The sequence below is a fragment of the Carboxylicivirga taeanensis genome (genome assembly GCF_051851475.1).
Taxonomy (GTDB): Bacteria; Bacteroidota; Bacteroidia; order Bacteroidales; family Marinilabiliaceae; genus Carboxylicivirga; species Carboxylicivirga taeanensis.
Genome location: NZ_JBPUSJ010000002.1, coordinates 450,206 through 469,550 on the forward strand (window position 1 = coordinate 450,206; position 19,345 = coordinate 469,550).

Annotated in this window: 10 protein-coding genes; 9 read left to right on the top strand and 1 reads right to left on the bottom strand. The window is 40.0% G+C overall.

The genetic code is table 11. The features are described 5' to 3' along the window. Positions 1-241: 241 nt before the first annotated feature. The 8 genes from ACSX1H_RS05350 to ACSX1H_RS05385 all read left to right on the top strand — a co-directional run bounded on the left by ACSX1H_RS05350 (position 242) and on the right by ACSX1H_RS05385 (position 13,550). Positions 242-586 carry a four helix bundle protein gene (locus ACSX1H_RS05350; RefSeq protein ID WP_439182737.1) on the top strand — a complete coding sequence of 115 codons (345 nt, stop codon included), beginning with the start codon at positions 242-244 and terminating at the stop codon, positions 584-586. A gap of 270 nt (positions 587-856) precedes the next feature. Then, the gene (locus tag ACSX1H_RS05355) at positions 857-5,593 is read left to right on the top strand and encodes a hypothetical protein (RefSeq protein ID WP_439182738.1); all 4,737 of its coding nucleotides are present in this window, start codon (positions 857-859) and stop codon (positions 5,591-5,593) included. Next, entirely contained in the window at positions 5,593-6,258 is a 666-nt protein-coding gene (locus ACSX1H_RS05360) for a hypothetical protein (RefSeq protein ID WP_439182739.1), read from the top strand. Before ACSX1H_RS05355 ends, ACSX1H_RS05360 begins: the two co-directional genes overlap by 1 nt. A 409-nt stretch (positions 6,259-6,667) precedes the next feature. After that, entirely contained in the window at positions 6,668-7,177 is a 510-nt protein-coding gene (locus ACSX1H_RS05365; RefSeq protein WP_439182740.1) for an REP-associated tyrosine transposase, read from the top strand. Positions 7,178-7,450: 273 nt separating this feature from the next. Continuing rightward, positions 7,451-8,461 carry a TolB family protein gene (locus tag ACSX1H_RS05370; protein ID WP_439182741.1) on the top strand — a complete coding sequence of 337 codons (1,011 nt, stop codon included), beginning with the start codon at positions 7,451-7,453 and terminating at the stop codon, positions 8,459-8,461. A 191-nt stretch (positions 8,462-8,652) separates the two neighbouring features. Further along, positions 8,653-9,354, top strand: a complete 702-nt coding sequence (locus ACSX1H_RS05375; protein ID WP_439182742.1) for a hypothetical protein — start codon at positions 8,653-8,655, stop codon at positions 9,352-9,354. 102 nt (positions 9,355-9,456) lie between these two features. Beyond that, positions 9,457-11,505 carry a fibronectin type III domain-containing protein gene (locus ACSX1H_RS05380; RefSeq protein WP_439182743.1) on the top strand — a complete coding sequence of 683 codons (2,049 nt, stop codon included), beginning with the start codon at positions 9,457-9,459 and terminating at the stop codon, positions 11,503-11,505. A 302-nt stretch (positions 11,506-11,807) separates the two neighbouring features. Further along, a complete protein-coding gene (locus ACSX1H_RS05385) occupies positions 11,808-13,550 on the top strand; it encodes a hypothetical protein (protein ID WP_439182745.1) in 1,743 nt (580 codons plus the stop codon). Between the two features lie 539 nt (positions 13,551-14,089). Here the strand turns inward: ACSX1H_RS05385 and ACSX1H_RS05390 are convergent. Next, on the bottom strand, positions 14,090-15,241 hold the full coding sequence (locus ACSX1H_RS05390; protein ID WP_439182747.1) for a BamA/TamA family outer membrane protein: 1,152 nt from the start codon (positions 15,239-15,241) through the stop codon (positions 14,090-14,092). Between the two features lie 855 nt (positions 15,242-16,096). On the opposite strand from ACSX1H_RS05390, the gene ACSX1H_RS05395 reads away from it, so the two are divergent. Then, positions 16,097-18,736: a helix-turn-helix transcriptional regulator gene (locus ACSX1H_RS05395; RefSeq protein ID WP_439182749.1), complete on the top strand. Its 2,640-nt coding sequence runs from the start codon at positions 16,097-16,099 to the stop codon at positions 18,734-18,736. Positions 18,737-19,345 lie beyond the last annotated feature (609 nt).

Sequence of the window (19,345 nt, forward strand, 5' to 3'; positions counted from 1 at the left end):
ACGACTGAAAGGAGGAAATCCCGATAATTCGGGAAGGAGGCGAAGCTGTGAATAAAACTCAAGAAAATCAAGTAACAAGAACTCAAGAATGACAAGCAATACAAGGAAATCAAGAAACACAAGAAACACAAGTAATCAAGAAAAACAAGTCGTGAACCTTGAGTTCTTGGAACCTTGGATCTTGACTTCTTGGAACCTTGATCTCTTGAACCTTGATTTCTGGAACTTTAAAAAGAATAAAATGAAAAACCTAACAGACCGGACGTTTCAGTTCGCATTAAGGGTACGTAAACTAATTAATGTATTACCGCGCTCTTATTCCAATATAGAAGATGGGCGACAGGTTATTCGTTCATCCGGCTCTGTGGGTGCTAATTATATAGAAGCCAGTGAACCGCTAGGTACTAAGGATGAACTAATGAGGCTGCGTACCTCACGCAAGGAAGCAAAGGAGTCCTTATTCTGGTTACAATTATTGAAGGAGATTAACAAGGATTTGGAGCAGGAAGAGTTTGAAAACCTTATTGATGAAGCACAGCAACTGGTTTTAATCCTTTCAACAATTATTATTAAAAAAAGCAGGTAACAGTAATGTTAAGAAAGTCAAGAAAATCAAGAAACACAAGAACTCAAGCAAAACAAGTCGTGAACCTTGGAATCTTGATTTCTTGGAACCTTGATCTCTTGAAAACTTGATCTCTTGAACCCTTGAACCCTTGAAACTTGCCTTCTTGGAACCTTGATCTCTTGAAAACTTGATCTCTTGAACCCTTGAACCCTTGAAACTTGCCTTCTTGGAACCTTGAAGTCTTTAATCTTGACTTCTTGGAACTTTGACCTAAAAAAACTCACACGCATGACCCGAATACAATTTCTATTACTATCATTTTTGTTGCTGTTGACCAGTTTTGTGACGGCACAAAGCAACTACCCGATATATGTGACGCCAACGCTCACACCTCCCTACTCGTTAAAGCTTAGCGATTACGGGGCGGTAGGTTCGCAGCACCTGATGGTACAGATAAATGTCAATGATTTAAACATTGTTGATCTGCCGGTTAAGCTGCATATTAAACTCGAAACGGCGGGTGTCACCATCGAAACACCGCCCACCATTACGACAACACCTATCTATCTCAATGGTGGTGTTACCAGCATCTTGTTTGGCGAAGATTTGGCCGACTATTTCCATATCAACAACCTGATATTTAAGGGTTACAGCAAGGATGCCTATAAGCGTACCGGGCAGTTACCAGGTGGGTTTTATAAGTTTACGGTGGAGGTGCTGCACTATAATACCAACCGTTTGATATCCAACAGCGGCAACACCTCGGCGTGGATAGTACTAGGTAAGCCACCGGTGCTGCAACTACCCGAGCAAGGAGAGGAGATGGGGCAATATCCGGGCATGCCGCTCAGCTTCTCATGGCTGGCCAGTAATGTGGGTTCGCCGGTTTCGGTAGGAACCATCCAGTACACCTTTGAATTATGGGAGATGCGTGTGGAAGGCGTGGACCCCAATACAGTGGTTCAGAGTATTCCGGTCTTTCACGAGGAAACCACCTTTAATACCTTCTGCCAGATCTATCCGGCCACGCTGATGATGGAGCCGGGGATGCGCTATGCCTGGCGGATTACAGCCAAAGATGCCAGTGGCTATGTGCCCTTTGAGCAGGACGGGCACAGCCAGGTGCGTACCTTCGTTTACAAGGCCAAGTGTGAGGATGTGAGTCAACTGAAGGCAGAGGCACGTGGACGCAGCGCTACGTTTACCTGGGATGTGGAACCCAACCACACCTCTTTTAATGTGGAGATACGGCAGCCTGCAACGGGCTGGATGCTCAACAGCGAAACCTATGATAGCAAGGCGGCTTTTTTTGACCTCGACCAGGGGCAGGTGTATGAGATGCGGGTGCAGGCCGTGTGTAATGCCGACCCTTCGTCGGTGAGTGATTACAGTGAGTGGACCAGCGTTAAGATACCCGTTCAGCAGCCGCTGATTGATACGCTCAATTGCCCCACTTGCGGTTGCGACGATAATTTGCCCCAGGTAAACCTGACTAATTTTGAGTTGCGCAGCGACCTGGCACCCGGCGATACCATTATTAATAAAACCGGTACTACGCGCTTTATTCTGCATAAGGTAGAGCCCCAGGGCGAGAATACCTATACCGGCATTTTCTATTACTGGGCCGAAATATGGGGCATTAAGTTTGTGTGTGAGTACGACAACCTGCAGGTAAACACCGACAATGTGATTGTGAACATGAACTTTGAGAGTGTTTACGACCCCCAGTTTTTGCTCGATGTTGATGCGCTGACGGATTACCTGGGCGAACTGGCCGATAACCTTGCCACAGTAACCACAGGCATGGCAGTAAAAGATACCCTGAAGGTGGATGAACCTTTTGATGTCATTTATGTGAACGATACGGGACAGGTAGTAGCCGTGAAGGTGGATGCCGATGGCAAGGTGGATGAAAAGGTAATTGGCCACAGCAGCGATTTAGACAAAACATTGGTGACCAATAAAGAGGGGAAAGAATATGTGATAAGCGGCAACGGCCAGGCCATGGGCGTGGAGGAGTTTAAAGCCACGGGTGGTAACTCACGATTGCTAAAGAAACACAACGAAGAAAAGGAAACCAATAATCTGTCCCAGGGCGGCATGGTTGGCTTTCGAGCTTCGGAAAAGCAGCACTATGGCTTTGATAGTTACAGTGACCTGAAGAAAAATTTGCAAGCGCACTACCTGCCGCTTAGTAACGGCTACCGACCTGCCTGGAAAAGCCTGCCGGCCTTTGGTACCGACCCGGTAGAGGCAGATACCTATGATAAGGTGGTGTTTAAAGATGAGATGGGGCTGCCGGCTATTGCTACAGCTGCTGGCCTTAGCTTACGTGGCAGCTTTGACGGAGCTGAGGTGCCGCTTTATGCCTACCGCGATACCACTACCATTGTGGGTAAGCTCAACATGGTGAGCTATGCCCCCAAAACCCTGAAGCTATACCTTGTGCCGGTTAATACAACCACATTGCCCGATATATTTCCGCTACAGGATACCATCAACGATATTTATAAGCAGGCGGTGGTAAGCTGGCAGGTGACTCCTGTAAAAAAGCCTGTTGAGGTAACTTTCCCCGGCGGGCAAATGACCCATGGTGGCTCAGGTAGCTTCTCAACCTACAATGCCGACCAAAAAGCCATTATCAATGCCTTTACCGCCCAGGGGAATGTCATTGATAAAAACGCATTCTACCTCTTTTTTATTGATAATGTAACCGATAAGGGTAGTAGTATTGCCGGCTTTATGCCCTTGCAAAGGCAGTTTGGATTTATCTATGGCAGGCCAAACTACAACACCATTGCCCATGAGCTGGCACATGGGGCCTTCAACCTCTACCATACCTTCTCGGCTCATGATAATGTTGCGCCCGAAGGGGCCACACCAAACCTGATGGACTATACCCCTGGAGCCCGCCAGCTTTGGAAGCACCAGTGGGACTTGATACATAACCCGGAGAACCTGGTACTTGGCTTTATGCAGGATGAAGAGGAGGGGGAGGCGATACGTGATGATAAGGATAAGCTATTGTCATTAATGAATACTCTTGGAAACAATGTTTTTGTGTTTTTAAAGAAGTGTGATAGACAACAGAGGGAAGGGGAACTGTCTTTTATTTTTAGTGGGATAAAATATAAAGCTGTTGTTGGTAAATACGATTATATTACCGGAGATATCGAAATAAATGAAGGACAACTAACTACAAATGAAATTCAAGCTCAATATAATGAACTTGATGTACCTCAAGGTTTAGAAGAGTTTATTCTTATAGGACGTGATAATAAAGCTATAATTTGTCACACAAACGAGGATTATAGCAGCTTTTGTAGCAATAGTAATAATCATGAATCATCAAATTTTATTGCAAAATGGATGTCTGATATTGCAAATTGTGTTCATGATAATTCATTTTATCAGCATGAGTATAAATTGACTAGTTCTGATACCGAGTCATTTGAATCTATTAAGAGTGAGTTAGACAATCAACTAAGTATTAGTTATTTCAGCAATGTAAAAATTGTTATCCGATTAATAGATTCTAATGGTAATTCCACGAAGCTTTATTCAAAAGGAATTTCATCTGATAATGAAGCTGAAATTGCTGTTGATTTCTTCATTGATTACGCAAATAAGAAAGTGTATTTGAATGAGCAAATTAGTGATGATTTCATAGATGCGTCAAAACTTAGCTCAAAAATAAAAGCCACTGCAACTCAAAGAAACTTATCCCTATCAGAACTTCAGCAAGAATCATCTATTGCTTTTGAGTTACTGCGAGAAGAGCGAATTAATTATGGTAGTGGTTTTATAGCTAGTATTAAAAATCTATTGGCATCATATACTACCGGCTTACAGGTTACCGGTAAAATTGGTAAAAACGTATGGGAAGTTGGTGAGATACCGGATGGTCTTTGGTATAGTAAAGGAGAAGGACGTCAATATTATCAAGGTAAATTCACTATTCCGGGCGTTCCTTCCGGTGCAGTTGATGGAATTATTGGAGAAGTAGCAGGATTGCCATTGATGATTAAAACAACTGGGGAAATAGCATTAGATGCAGAGAAGCGTCAAGCATTTACTCAAGTGTTTTCAAAAGATGGTATGCAAATGATGCTCGATGGTATTGTCGAGGATTTTAAGGATGAAGAAAAACGTCCTTATGCCATCTCAAAAACAACTGTTGAGGTAGCATCTATGTTTGTGCCAGGAGGAGCAATCGTAAAAATCGGAGAAAAGGCAGGAAAAGAATTAGCAGAAGAAGCATTAACAGCCTTTATAAATCAATTACCTGGTGGGCCTCAAATTGCTAAGGGATTATCAAAGTTAAAGTTTGAAGAGTTAGTTAAAGTTGTTAAAGAGTTAGGTGATAGGGTAGATTTTGATAAGATAGCTAAACAAATCGGCGAGTTTTCCGAGATGACACGTCTTCGCTTTGCCAAAGATTTGCTTAATGATGTTACTTTCTTTGAGGAAGTAATTGGTAATCCAGACATTATTAAGTTATTTCAAATTCATAAATTCGACCTTTCGGCATCCGAACTTGGAGATCTTTATGAGATTTTCAAAACTATGACAACAGAAACTGCTGAAAAATGGAAGAATTATGGAGATGAGATGCAAGCTGTGTTAAAGAAATTCAAGCTGGCTGATGATTTTGAAAAGCTTGTTTCCAAACATCTTAGAACAGTATTTAAAGCAGAAGATGGCTTTAGTGTAACAAGTCAGGTTTATTTAAAAGTTGATGGTGTTACGTCTATTGCCGATGATATTATTTATAATTCCAAAACGAATCAGTTCATATTAAATGAAACAAAATACGGTGTTTCAAACATATTAAGTAAAAATCAGAAAATAATTGAAGATGCTGTTAAAGCTGGGAAAAAACTTGAAATAAGAACTGTCGAGGACTTTATAGTAAATGGAAAAGTAATCTTCTCTCAAGGTGATAAAATTACAATTTCAAGAATGTTACGTTCGCATAGTGTAGAAGGAATAATAACAAATAACACAATAAAAACAATATGGTAATGTTAAACAAGAAATATGTGACAAATGAGATACGTACACAAATAGCTGAGAATTTAAAAAATGATGGATTTAAATATATAAAAGCAAAAGAACGTATAATACGCAAACATGATAATGGTTTTGATGTAATTTATATCAGGGTAGTTGATTATGCTCCTATCTTTCTGATAGAATATTCTATTGCAATACGCCTAAATACAGTAGAAGATTCTGTAAACAAGTTTCTTGGAGAAGAATTATTTAACCCTAAAAACAAACCTCTAACTACGACCGTAGCTTCATCTTATGATTTATTATCGGGAACAAATCATAAGTTTATTGAAATATCATCAGAAGATGAGTTGAAAACCTTAGTACAAAAATTAATAGAACTCACAAAAAATAAAGCTTATAGCTTTTTTCAAACATACAGAAGCCTTTCAAATACAAATAAATTGAAAAAAAACCAAATTCTTAATGATGATACTGGTTTGAGTAATATATTGAGAAATCTAATGCAGTCACTTACACTGATGAAGCTATGTAACGACCCTGATTTTGATGAATTGTGTGAGAAATATAAAGAATTATATGCTCCTTGGGTAGGTCAGGAAGTTGCAGGTCGTAAAGCCATGGATGATTTGATTAGCAATCTTAAATCAAAGACACAGGATAGTAGGCCATGATGACGAAGAAATATGTATTTACAGAGACTGCAAGGCGAATAGAAGATCGGTTTAAATCACAGGGTTTTAAGTTTGTTAAGTCGAATGGAAGAATACTAAATAATTATGCCCCCTCGTTCGGCGTAGAAGCCAATAAAAGGCAGCTCGGCGAAGTGTTCCACTTCGTCGACCATAACAAGTAGTTGGCAACTACATCAGTATGCAAACGAATAATACCGATTATACATTAAAACGAGCCATATTTCACTTCGTTCGGCGTAGCGTTTCGCTACGTCGCTGCAAATAAGGCCTCTGGCCTATAATCACGATTCAAACAAATTTATATTTATAACTATCGCCTACTGCTAATATGAGCACTGGCTATAAAATAGATAATCAGGATGGCGCCTATTACATCACTTTATAAATTGTGAGCTGGGCGGACTTATTTTCGCGTCAGGTTTATCGAAATATAATCATTGACAACTTACAATATTGCATAGCTAATAAAGGTTTGATTATTTATGCTTATGTCATAATGAGTAACCATGTCCATTTATTGGTGCAAAGTAATAGTGGTCAATTAAGTAATACTATTCGCGATTTTAAGAGCTATACCAGTAAAAAGTTCATACAGTGCATTGAGCAAAATAAAGAAAGTCGTTCTGAGTGGTTATTGAACGTATTTAAACAAGCTGCCTCAATGCACAAGCGCAATAGCCATTATCAGGTTTGGACACATGAGAACCATGCAGTACATGTCTATTCAGATAAGTTTGTAATGCAGAAACTGGATTATATACATATGAATCCGGCACGAGCAGGCTTGGTTCGTCAGCCTGAAGATTATATTTATTCAAGTGCCTGTAATTATGCTGGTGAAACGGCTGTTTTGCCAGAAGTTGAAGTTTTAACATTAAGCGTAATATCAGTGAAGTGATAGTCAGGCCAGAGGCCTCCGTACCAACGGAGCAGGCTTTGCCGGATTAAACGTAGCGAGACGCTACGCTTAACAGGGTGCTGCTTAAGAGAATGGCCTGGTAAATATGTTTAATGGCGCAACAGTAAAACTATTGAGTTTTGTTAAGTTGCTGGCAGAAAGTGTATCCCATATTGCCTGAAATAAGATAAAAAGCTGGATGAGTGTTTAGAATTCATCTTTTTATTGTAAAAGATTATGTTATTTTACCCATAAAATTCAAAATCTATGAAGATGAAGCACCTCTGTTTTGCCTTGTTAATTTTATTTGTGGCTTGTCAGCCCAATCATACAAAATCGGATCAGCTGCTCAACCTGGAGGGCGATTATCTGGGGCAATCACTTCCGGATTCCCTTCCTGAAATTTTTGCGCCAGGTATTATTAATACCGGTAAGTTTACCCGCGATATCACCATGACACCCGAAGGGGATGAAATCTGGTTCAGTATCTGCGGTCATGCATTTAGTTATGGTACTATCCTTTTTACAAAGCGAACTGAAGAGGGATGGACCCAGCCACAGGTGGCCCCCTTCGCCACCAATTCTAAATACCATTACATTGAGCCATTCATTTCGCCTGATGGGAAGTACCTTTATTTTGCCTCCAACTGTGCTGAGGATCTGGAGGGTGAAGTCAAAGATTTTGACATTTGGCGTTGTGAGCGCCTGGGCACACAATGGGGTGAGCCAGTAAATATCGGTTGGCCTGTAAATACAGCCGGGGATGAATTTTTCCCTTCTATAACGTCAACAGGCACCATTTACTATACCAGTGAAACCCAAGGGAGTGAAGGGGTGATTCTGAAAGCACTTGCCACTCAATCCGGTTTTGCGCAGCCCGATTCTTTGCCGCGTTCAATAAATTGCGGACGTACGCGCTACAATGCCTTTATTTCTCCCGACGAATCATTTTTAATACAAGGTGTATGGGGGCTGGAAGATAGCTACGGAGGTACCGATTATTATATCTTTTTCAGAGATGAAAAAGGCGAGTGGTCGCAGGCACTTAATATGGGTGATAAAGTCAATTCGAAAGGACATGCTGAGTATGCAGCTTCTCTATCTCCCGATGGCAACTATTTGTTTTTTATGAGCGATAGGGTGCAAGATACGTTTAAGGGCGAAAAGTTAATGACAGCTGCTTTGCTTGATCAACTGCATAACACCGGTGGTAATGGTCTTTCTACAGTTTATTGGATGAGGAGTGATTTTATCAATACGCTGCGAAAGCAAGCGCAATGGTAGAAGATGGATGTTCTAAAGTTTGAGGCAGCCAAAGAATGGGGCTATCAACTTATCCCTCCTCTCGCTACAGCATATGTCCTCACCCGCGGTTCATCTAAGTAGTTGAAGTATCCATAGCTAACCACATCAATATCTGCGGATACCAAAAACGATTATAAACTTAATAACTCACACACAATTAAACTTTTACAATGAAACACATATTAAGGTATTTAGTGCTGGCCTTATTAGCCGGTGCTTTTTTTGCATGTGAAAAGGATGATGAACCAGTAAATAGGACTCCTGCAACAGGAGAGTATGACGGCGTGTATGCCGACTCTTTTCACGAGAGTATAGTAATTATTGGTGGGAGTGAATTCACCTTATATGAGTATGATTATGAGTTTGATGAGGTCACTTTTGTTACCGGTTTTGTAAACATTGAAGGACAGCTTATTTATGATAGCGATATGAGCCTATATAAAATACACTTAGATGCTAGTGTTACAGCTGAGAACACAATTCAGGGGACATTTGAGATATCAATGGGAAATACTACCGATTTCAAAGGCTTAGGACGTTTAGCAAGACTGGAACAATTTGATGAACGCAGTAACACGGCTGAAGAAGGTTTTTACGAGGGCAAAATAATCAAACCTTATTGGAACTCCGATACGGATGTATCTTTCATAGCGGTTGTTTATGGTAAAAAAATAATGGTTGTGAGACGATTAATAGGCTTTAAAGCAATATCACCATTGGTAGATGGCAGTTTTGATTTGGTTTCGGAAGACGGTCAACAAATGCAAGGAACGATTACCAAAGGCTTGATAATGGGGACTTACATCCCAAGATCTCAGGGAGAACCCAAAGATATAACTGCTAATAAATACTATCCAAAGCCCTATAATTAAGTATTCAATTAGTTAAGCTTACAATGCAATTGTCATACGTATCCCCATGTGTGGTAATGCAGTAAGGTGTTTACTTAATCCATATACTATAAACTTTTATTGATGACCACTAAACACAAAATCCTTTTATTTCTTCTATGCGTAATCAGTGTCAGTGCCTGGAGCCAGGAAAGCATTGGATTGCTCAGCCGGCCCATGCCCGATTCAATCATGTTACGCTGGGCGCCTGTCAGTGCCAAAGTGTGGCGCCTGGGCAATCAGTATGGCTACCATGTAAAACGCTATACTTTGCTGCGTAATAAAAAAATGCTGAAGCAGATTGAGGAGCAGCTGCTGACCGCAGAGCCTTTAAAACCGGCACCTGTTGAACGCTGGGAGCCCTACGCCGATAATAAGTATGTAGGCATAGCTGCCGAGTGTATTTATGCATCTGAGTTTAAAGATGTGCCTACGGGCGGGAATCCGCACATGGCCTATAAAAAGTACCAGGAAGAGCAGCAGCGCTATAGTTTTGCGGTTTATTCGGCCGATCAGTCCTTACAGGCTGCGCAGCTGTCGGGTCTGTATTTTGCTGACAAAACCGCCAAAGCAGATGAGAAGTACCTCTACCGCGTGTTTATCAATTGCCCCGATTCACTGGCCGTTGATACTGCTTTTGTGTTTACCGGTCAGTCGGCCTATCAGCCATTGCCTAAACCCATTGCTTTATCGGGGCAGTGGGACGATAAAAAGGTGCAACTGTTGTGGGATATTCAAACACTTAAGCATATTTATAACAGCTATGTGATCGAAAAATCGTTGGATAGCGGGCACAGTTATGCCTTGTTAGACAGCAATGCTGTGGTGCAGTTTAGCGACGAGGGAGTTGATCCGCGTTTTTCTTATCGAACAGATACCTTGCCCGATAATAACACCCTGGTTTATTACCGCGTCAGAGGCATTAATGCCTTTGGGCAGATGGGGCCGCCTTCCGATTCTATCTTCGGTACCGGACAGCTGCCCATTAAAAATGCACCTGTGATTGTCAGTAACGAGGTGATCAATAACCAGTATGTAGAGTTGAAATGGGAGTACCCTGAGGAAATGAATGACTATATCACCGGGTTTAAAATTTACCGGGCCGAATCGCCTAAGCGCCGGCACCAGATCATTTTACGTGGCAACGATAGTGCACAGCGTTCATTTATTGATTCAACGGCCGATATCAATAATTATTACCGGATTGCTGTTTACAGGGAACAAGAAGAGAAAGTATCGCCCTTAATCACCTATGCTGCGCGTATTGATAGCTTTCCGCCTGCCCCGCCGCAGATTGCCAGTGCTTTAATTGATAGTGTTGGTCGTGTCACCATTCGCTGGCAACCCAACACCGAGACCGATATGAATGGCTATAGGGTGTATGCATCCAATCATCCTGATTATGAATACATGCTGCAAACACCGGCCGTACTTACCGATACAGAGTTTAATGATTCCATCAACATCCGCACCCTTACCCGCGATATCTATTATAAGGTAAGGGCTGAAGATGTGCGCATGAATCAATCGGCCTTTTCTGAAGAGATTAAGTTAGTACGTCCCGATGTGATACCACCGGTGGCTCCTGTGTTGCGGGCGGTCAATGATGCAGAGGGATGGCCTCAGCTTCAGTGGATAAACAGTTCGAGTGCTGATGTGGCCAAACACCATGTGTACCGCAATGTGCAAAATGATACCATCCAACAATCGTTGAGCAGTTTGCCGTATGATGGGCAGGTGAGGGCCGCCTATACCGATAAAACCGTGGCTGCGGGCCAAACCTATGTGTACCGGATAGTGGCCGAAGACGAAAGTGGTCTTTTATCGCCGCCATCCAAAACTATGCTGTTCAGGGTACCATCAGGTATAGTGGAGTCCATTAAGCTCAAGCGCCGTTTACAAACAGATAAAGTGAAGCTGACCTGGGCGGTTGAATCGGATAAAAAAGTGCAGAAGGTACTGGTGTATCGAAGTGTTAATAATGCCGCAATGCAGCTGTATGGGCATACAACAGATGAGGTGTTCTACGATGATCGCTTAAGTCCTCAAAAAATGTATGAATATGCAATTAAGGTGATTTACGAAGATGGCAGCTCATCCGCTTTAAGTAAATCCGTTCAAGTGAAAATGTAACGCTATTAAGAAATTGAAGAGTTCAAGAAAAACAAGAATATCAAGAACTCAAGTAAAATAAGAAAATCAAGAAATACAATAACTCAAGAAAAAAAAGAATTCAATAAAATCAAGAATGACAAGAACTCAAGAAATACAAGAACTCAAGCAAATCAATAATTCAAGCAAAACAAGTCTTTTACTCTTGGATCTTGAATACTTGGATCTTGATTTCTTGAACTCTTGGAACTTGTTTTTTTGAGCTTTTGGATCTTGAACTCTTGGATCTTGATTTTCTTGAAACTTAAAAATCTACATTATTAATGATCAACCTATCCCTTCGTGGCCTTGGCATCACCCTGCTGGCTTTGCTATGGCCCGTCCTTATGTACTCTCAGGATATTGAGCAGGTGGTAAAAGCACCGGTTTTAACTGGTAATGGTGGTATCTCGTTGAGCCAGATTGCTCAACATTCACCAGACTCCCTGGCTCGTGTCACGCCTTATTCCTATTATTTGTCGGGTAACATGAACTTTCGATTGTTTGGTGTGGTGGATGTGCCAATGTCAATGGCATACACCAATAACCAAACAACGGCTAACATGACCATGCCCTTTAATCGCTTTTCACTGGCACCTTCTTATAAGTGGATTCGTACCTATATGGGGTATGCCTCAATGTCTTTTTCGCCATATACGCTGTCGGGGCATGAGTTTTTTGGTGGTGGTGTTGAGCTGACACCTAATGAGAAAATTGAGATTGCTGCTATGTACGGTCGCCTGAGGAGGGCTGTTGAGCCGGATTCATTAGGAATGAATACTGCTTATCGCAGGATGGGTGGCGCTGTTAAGTTTGGCTATAAGACGGATAAGTTGCAGGTGATGGTTAACGTACTCAAGGCTAAGGATGATGCCCACTCACTTGGATTTACAGAGAAGGACAGTAGCTACATTGCACCACAGGAGAATCTGGCAGGAAGTATCTCATTGGCATTGCAGCTTAAATATAACCTTACCCTGCATGGAGAATATGGTGTAAGTGCAATCAATCGGGATGTAAGTCGCGCTGATACGGTAGGTGGCTTTGGCAACCGTTTGTTTAACACTTACGGTGATGTGGCAGTTTATCATGCTATTAAAGCGGGTATTACACAAAGTTCTGAATTAGGACAGATTGGGGCTACCTATGAACGCATAGCGCCAAACTATACCACTTTTGGGGCCTATTACTTTACAAACGATTATGAGAACATCACCTTTAATGTGGCCTCGTCATTAATCAGGTGGCTGAACTGGACTGTTGATGCCGGATTTCAGAGGGATAATTTGCAAAAACAGAAGGTAAATGGGAGTAAGCGGGTCATACTATCTGCCAGTGCTACAGCTGCATTGTCAAAAAAGCTTACGCTCGGTCTCAACTACTCCAATGTGCAGTCGTATGTGCATGTTAAAGATATTTATGACCAAATAAACCAGACCAATGAATTTGAAAATCTGGATACATTAAGCTTTACACAATTGAATATGTCGACTTCTGCAAATCTGGGGTATGCCATCCGCAGTAGTAAAACACACCGCCAGAATATTAACATTGGTTTTACCTATCAGGAAGCCTCAGAACAGCAAAGCGACGACAAGCGCTATTTGGGTAATCGGATAACTAATGCTATGTTGGCTTACCAGTTTTCGCTCATCCCATCAAGATTGAACATTGCAGCCGGAATTAATCATAACCAAAATACAACCCGTGAATCAAATATGCAGGTGTTAAGCTACAACCTATCGGTGCAAAAAGCTTTTTTCCAAAACCTGAAAACGGCATTAATCACCACCTACAGTAATTCATTTAACAGCGAGCAGAATTTATCAGATGTGGTCAATATACGACTAACGGCAGGTTACAGGTTAAAGAAGCGGCACTCGTTCAACCTGAGTCTGGCCATGCTCGACAATAAAAGTATCAGCCGACACATCCGTCAATATTCCGCCAATCTAAACTACAATTACGTGTTTGATTTTAATTTGAAACGAATTAATAAGCAAACAAAGTTTGAAGGGCATTTTTAGGAAGCCATTTTCCAAATTAGCGTCAATAATAGGCGAAATAGAGGTTAATCTTAATTGGTTAACCTCTTTTGTTTTTAGTCGATCTAATCGGAGTCATGCCTTTTATGCATGCTCAGCAAAGGTGTAACGGGGCATATGAACCGTCAGGTTTTTCGTTATCCGGCAAATATCTGCCAGTCCTCTGAGGTAGCTGTTAAAGCGTTGACTACTTGATATTGACAATGTGCGATTTTTTGGGAGTACTTCAGGATATTCCGCATACTTGCTTAAATTGTATCTGATCTATGTTGTGGTAGATTGTTCGTAAAAAAAAAAGCCCCACAATCTTTCGATTATGGGGCTTTGTGTGCCCAGTTAAAGACTTGAATAAAAAAGATGGACCAAAGGCTTTTGTTAGATATGTGTACGAGTTCAGATACTTGTTGTAGTAAAGAGTAAAATAATAAACAATTAATAATCAGTTTGTTTTAAGCGCTTGCTCATGAAAAATGGTATTTAGTTATAACCATAAGATGGGGAATAATATTTCATGTACTTGTTTAGAAGGCTTCAGTCATATTGAAATAAATCAAGGTTTGTTTATCGTGAGAATCCCGCCCAACATCCAAACGGAAGTTCATACGGGGTTGCAATTCTATTCGTAAACCAGCACCGTAATTAGGAAGAATAACAGACCACTTGTTGATATCGGGTGCGATAGCTCCTGCGCCTGACCAGATGGCAAAACCAAGCTTAGAAGCTAGATGGCGTAACTTGGTAGCATCCCCGAAATTAAACATATGCCTGTATTCAATTATGCCACTGGCCGAATGCCTGTCGCGGTATTGTCCAGCGTAATACCCTCGCAAATCAAAAGGAGAACCAAGCATGGATAGTTCTGTTATTGGTACCTTACCGCTTGTGAAATTTCCATTGATCATCCAGGCTAGTATTTTACGCTCACCAATAAATTTAAGTTGTTTAAATTGTCTATAGTCCATTTTAAAAGAACTAAAGCTTGATGAACTTCCTAATATTGTTGAATAGAAGGTGCCAGTCAACTGCAGAAATAGCCCGGAGTAAGCATTAGCAGGTACATCACGTGTATCAAAGCTCATATTAAAACCTATCCCTATATTATTAATTTTTAGTCCGGTTGAGTCTCCGCCTTGATTAATATAATCCTTATCATTAATAATTCCTTCGCTGGGATCTTTCATGTACTTGTGAGCAACATCAAATGAACCTCCAATAAATAATGGTGAGTCTTTATATCTGAACATCAGGATAGGATTAACTTTCATTTGCACACTTCTATATTCAGTAGAATCTCGGTCCCTTATTCTTTCAGAATTCGTCTTATAACCAACACCATAATAATTATCAAAGGCACTTCCGACTAGTGCTTTCCCAAATATTCGAAATCGATCGTTATTATAAAATAACTGGGGCTTTATAATTAAAGTGCCACCGCCTGAAGTCATATAGGCAAATGAAACAGGTAATACAGAGCGCTTTAATAAAGAGTCTGCCGGACTAGTAGAGAAGGTGAATAGAGCACTACCACCAAGTACTATTCCATAGTCTGGGGTGTAACCTGGACCACCTAATATACTGAAGCGTAAGTTCTTTCGGACTTTTGTGCTATCGCTTGCTTGTGCGTTTCCTAGGTGGAAAATACACATAATACATAGAAGAATTTTAACTCTCATGGTTAGATTTGAGTAATGAGGATTAACAATTGCTGTGAACATCCAAAAATAGTAGTGCCGGAGGCAGCTTCAAAGATGCAGAATGCGGTGATCAGATGCAGTTCTCACATTACCACAGCCTAAAGTTCTAAAGGTAACTAAAAGACAAATAAAACGCTTTTTTCAAAATGAGCAATACTTTTATTTAATTGTTTCAATAACTTATTAATCAATACTTACGAGGCAACAGAAGTTAACCATGGTTTAATTTTACTGCCATTTGGTAAAAGGATTTGTATTGTTCTTATTGATATTGAAAGACTAAACATATATACACTTGGTAAAATAACTTTTGAAGTTGTTAGTAAGCCTATCGATATCAAATAGCATTGAGTAGTTTTATTATTTGTTGCAATATTTCTTATTTAAACTCTCCTTTAAATGATTTAGTCATAGATGGACTGCTTTCCTTTGTATATCATGTCTTTTTATATTTGAGATTCTTTATATTTTCATTGAACAATATATACAATAATTTTGTTCTAAACAGCACATAATATTATACTATGTGTATTCTGTATGTATTATGTTCTATTAATTTAGATGTGCGAAGGGTTTGTATTTATTGAGTTTTAATGCTTGCAAAACTAGCTCAGAATGACAAAAAAGTATTGTGGGAAATGCTCGTACAATATTTTTTCCTTGACTATTAATGCGACTAGTATGCACCTAAATATAGGTGCAAGATGGAACTAATCTATTTTGCATCGCAATGACTTTAGTCTTTTGATAGTCAGTTAATCAAATTTATTTTGTATTGAATGTACTGATTAATACCTTTGATTTTTAGCTTTTAACGACCTAATTTTTTGAAATATGGATATTCTAAAAACCAGATTCCATAGACCTCCAATTGGAACAAAAATAATTTTCAGAGAGAGAATTATTAATAGATTAAACCAATGTTCCGAGAAGTCTTTGATTCTAGTTTCCGCGCCTGCCGGGTATGGTAAATCTACTGTTGTCAGTCAATGGCTTGAGGTACAAGATAAGCCTTATTCGTGGCTTTCTCTCGATGAGATTTTTAATAGTTTCACTGTATTCTTAGAATATTTAAGCATTGCATTTGCCCGTTTTCGGCCTTCGGAGGATAAGCGGATTTATGATTTTGTAGAGGCATCATCTGTTTTAAGTCCACAAGCGATTGCTGAGAGTATTTGTAATTATTTGAGTGAGAATACTGACCCGGGGATATTGGTGTTGGATGATTATAGTAAAATTAAGAATCCTGACGTTCATGAATTGATTGATAATTTTTTAATTAATAGGCCTGTAAATAAGCAGCTTGTTATAATTACGCGCTACGATCCTCCTTTATTGTTAAAGCAACTTAGGCTGTACGGAAATCTTGCTGAAATTAGAATGGCTGACTTGACAGTCGATACGCAAGAATTTCAATGCTTGTTAAAAAATCATAATAAGCAATTAAGCGCGAGTGATTCCCTTGTTTTGGATCGGTCTGAAGGCTGGATTCTAGGTATTTCTATGCTTTTTCAAATTGCTAACACGGGCAAGAAAAATGTGGAGCATGTTTTGACGACCGATATGTTGACCGATTTAGATTTTTTACTTGGAGAATATTTGTCACAACTACCGGAGAGTTTCTCCGAACCACTTCTCCTGGCAAGTATTTGTGAGCGGTTTAACGAGGAGCTTTTAGAAGGACTATTTCAAACCTACTTATCACAAAGGGTTAATGTTTCTGAATTTATTGCCAAATTGAAGAAGTACAATCTTTTTATTATCTCCGAGGATGATAGCGAGGAATGGTATCGGTTTCACCATTTGTTTAGTAAAGTACTAAGGGGACAGCAAAAAAGAACAGCTACTTATAATACAGAAAAGGCATTACTTTTTATTAGTGAATGGTTTGCCAATAATGGGTATATTGAAGAAGCTATTGCGTATGTTATTCGTATGGGAGATTTAGAAACTGCATCATACCTCGTTAACCATCATCGTAGAGCGATGTTTAATAAGGGACAATGGTGGAGGATAAAAGCATGGCTGGATCTATTGCCAGATGATCTGATTCGAATCAAACCTGCTTTGTTAATTGCCCATGTATGGGTGCTTGAAAACTTTTGGGATTTATCGGATACTCATAATGCCCTATTTTTGCTCGGGCGTATTATGGAAAAAGGGGCAGGAAATTTGGAAACATCGGAATATTACTTCCATTTAAGCTTTCATAAGTTGTTTTTTCATTCTTCTCCAAGTGAAGCACTTAAATATGCCAATAAATCGAAAGCCCTTTATGAGGATGGCGAGATGCTGGGAGCCAGACGTGAAATGGTTATCGTTTTTTCTATGCAAATGTTGGGACAGAAAAGTGAGGCGATCAAAATGCTGGAAGATACAGAAAGGAACTATAGCCCCGGTAAAGTTATGTACTTACGTTCTTTTTCTTCCCGCCTGTTTATTTTACTTCTTTCAGGTGATTTTCTTGAGGCTAAGAAGGTGAGTCAACGTTTTACCTATATTGTACAAAACACATATCGCTATTTAGAAGGTTGGAGTGTTTATTTGGCAGCAAATGTCGATTTTCAACAGTTCGATCCTCAAGGCACTCTTGATTCACTTAAAAAGGCTCGACATTATGAAGGAGCGATGGATTGGCGCGGATACATGGATTGTTATTCAGCGTTATGCCTCTGTTACGTTCTAGTCAATGACATTGAATCAGCAAATGATGCTTTATTAAGGATGAAAACAAAGCAGGGGCAAATTAAAGGAGGACTTTTTGCCCATATCTATACTTCGACTCAAATGAGAATCTGTTGGCTACTGGGGGAGTCTCAAAAGGCCTTGGATTGGGCGATCCAGAATTTGGAACTGAAAATGAATGCTGTTGACCCTGTTTTTACGATTGAAGTCCCGGCCTTAACTCGTATCCGGATACTTATCACTTTTGGAAATAGTGAACAACTACAATGTGGATTAAACATGTTGGAATCTTTTGAGAACCTACTGCATAGTGTTTACAATTCTTATAATGATATTGATATTTTATTATTGAAGGCACTAGGTCATATGCGTATGGGAGTTGAGAATCAAATTAATATCTTTCTGAAGAAAGCGTATGACGTGTATAGCAAACAGCGAATTACAAGACCGTTTAGGGAGTTTATGATGGTAGCACCAAATATTTTCCATGGAGATGTTGATGTTCCCCTGACTTTGCAATCCATTATTTCAGTCAATCCAAAATCAACTCAAAAACTTAAGGTTTTTTCCAAAGATAAAGGCTATGGCTCAGAAGAGCTTACTCAACGTGAACAGGAGATTGTTCGATTAATCTGCAAGGGACTTAGAAATAAAGAAATTGCTGAACAATTGCATATCTCTACCACTACTGTTAAAACGCATCTTACCAATATATACGGGAAGCTTAATGTTCGTAATCGTACTTCCTTGATAAGTGTGATGCAGGAAACTGACCAATATTCATTTTGATAGTGTTGGTTTAGGAGTAAGGCAATAGCTTCCGTTATATAATTGTGTCTTACTAAGACAATCGACTTAAGTCGTTTTAATAACTACTATACAATGCATTTGATAATGAGTCAAGCAGCTGGTTATTTCAGGGGAAATAACCAGCTGCTTGCCATCAAACCCTCTCGGATCAAAATCTTCTAGCCCGGATACCTTTATACGTCTTCATATCGAAGGCTCAGGTTTTAGTGAAATAGCTAAAATGGGTTTAAGGTTGTTGCTCTCATTTAATAAATAATCAAACTGCAAATTTATTCTGCGTTTATTATTGACTTCTCTTATGGCTACGCCTGATTTTTCTGAAAGAATGGCGCATTTCTTTGTGTTATATGCTGCTTAGAGTGCACATTAATAGTGTTTTGTATTTGCAGTATTATGGGTGTTTGAAAAGAGTAAGCATAGGCCGATAAGGTCGTAAATTAGGCTTATCATACTTTTATACGACTTTGGTATGATGCGGCATAATACCTTTTTCCCGGTACTTTGCTTCCATGAAAGAAACAACAAAACAGACGACTATTAAAGTGTATTCACAGGCATGTGTCTATCACATCGTACTGCAAGGAAGGA

Bases quoted from the DNA above. Each gene is read 5' to 3' on its own strand.
- ACSX1H_RS05350 (WP_439182737.1), top strand. From the start codon at position 242: ATGAAAAACCTAACAGACCGGACGTTTCAGTTCGCATTAAGGGTACGT.
- ACSX1H_RS05380 (WP_439182743.1), top strand. From the start codon at position 9,457: ATGACCACTAAACACAAAATCCTTTTATTTCTTCTATGCGTAATCAGT.
- ACSX1H_RS05375 (WP_439182742.1), top strand. From the start codon at position 8,653: ATGAAACACATATTAAGGTATTTAGTGCTGGCCTTATTAGCCGGTGCT.
- ACSX1H_RS05385 (WP_439182745.1), top strand. From the start codon at position 11,808: ATGATCAACCTATCCCTTCGTGGCCTTGGCATCACCCTGCTGGCTTTG.
- ACSX1H_RS05370 (WP_439182741.1), top strand. From the start codon at position 7,451: ATGAAGCACCTCTGTTTTGCCTTGTTAATTTTATTTGTGGCTTGTCAG.
- ACSX1H_RS05395 (WP_439182749.1), top strand. From the start codon at position 16,097: ATGGATATTCTAAAAACCAGATTCCATAGACCTCCAATTGGAACAAAA.
- ACSX1H_RS05390 (WP_439182747.1), bottom strand. From the start codon at position 15,241: ATGAGAGTTAAAATTCTTCTATGTATTATGTGTATTTTCCACCTAGGA.
- ACSX1H_RS05360 (WP_439182739.1), top strand. From the start codon at position 5,593: ATGTTAAACAAGAAATATGTGACAAATGAGATACGTACACAAATAGCT.
- ACSX1H_RS05355 (WP_439182738.1), top strand. From the start codon at position 857: ATGACCCGAATACAATTTCTATTACTATCATTTTTGTTGCTGTTGACC.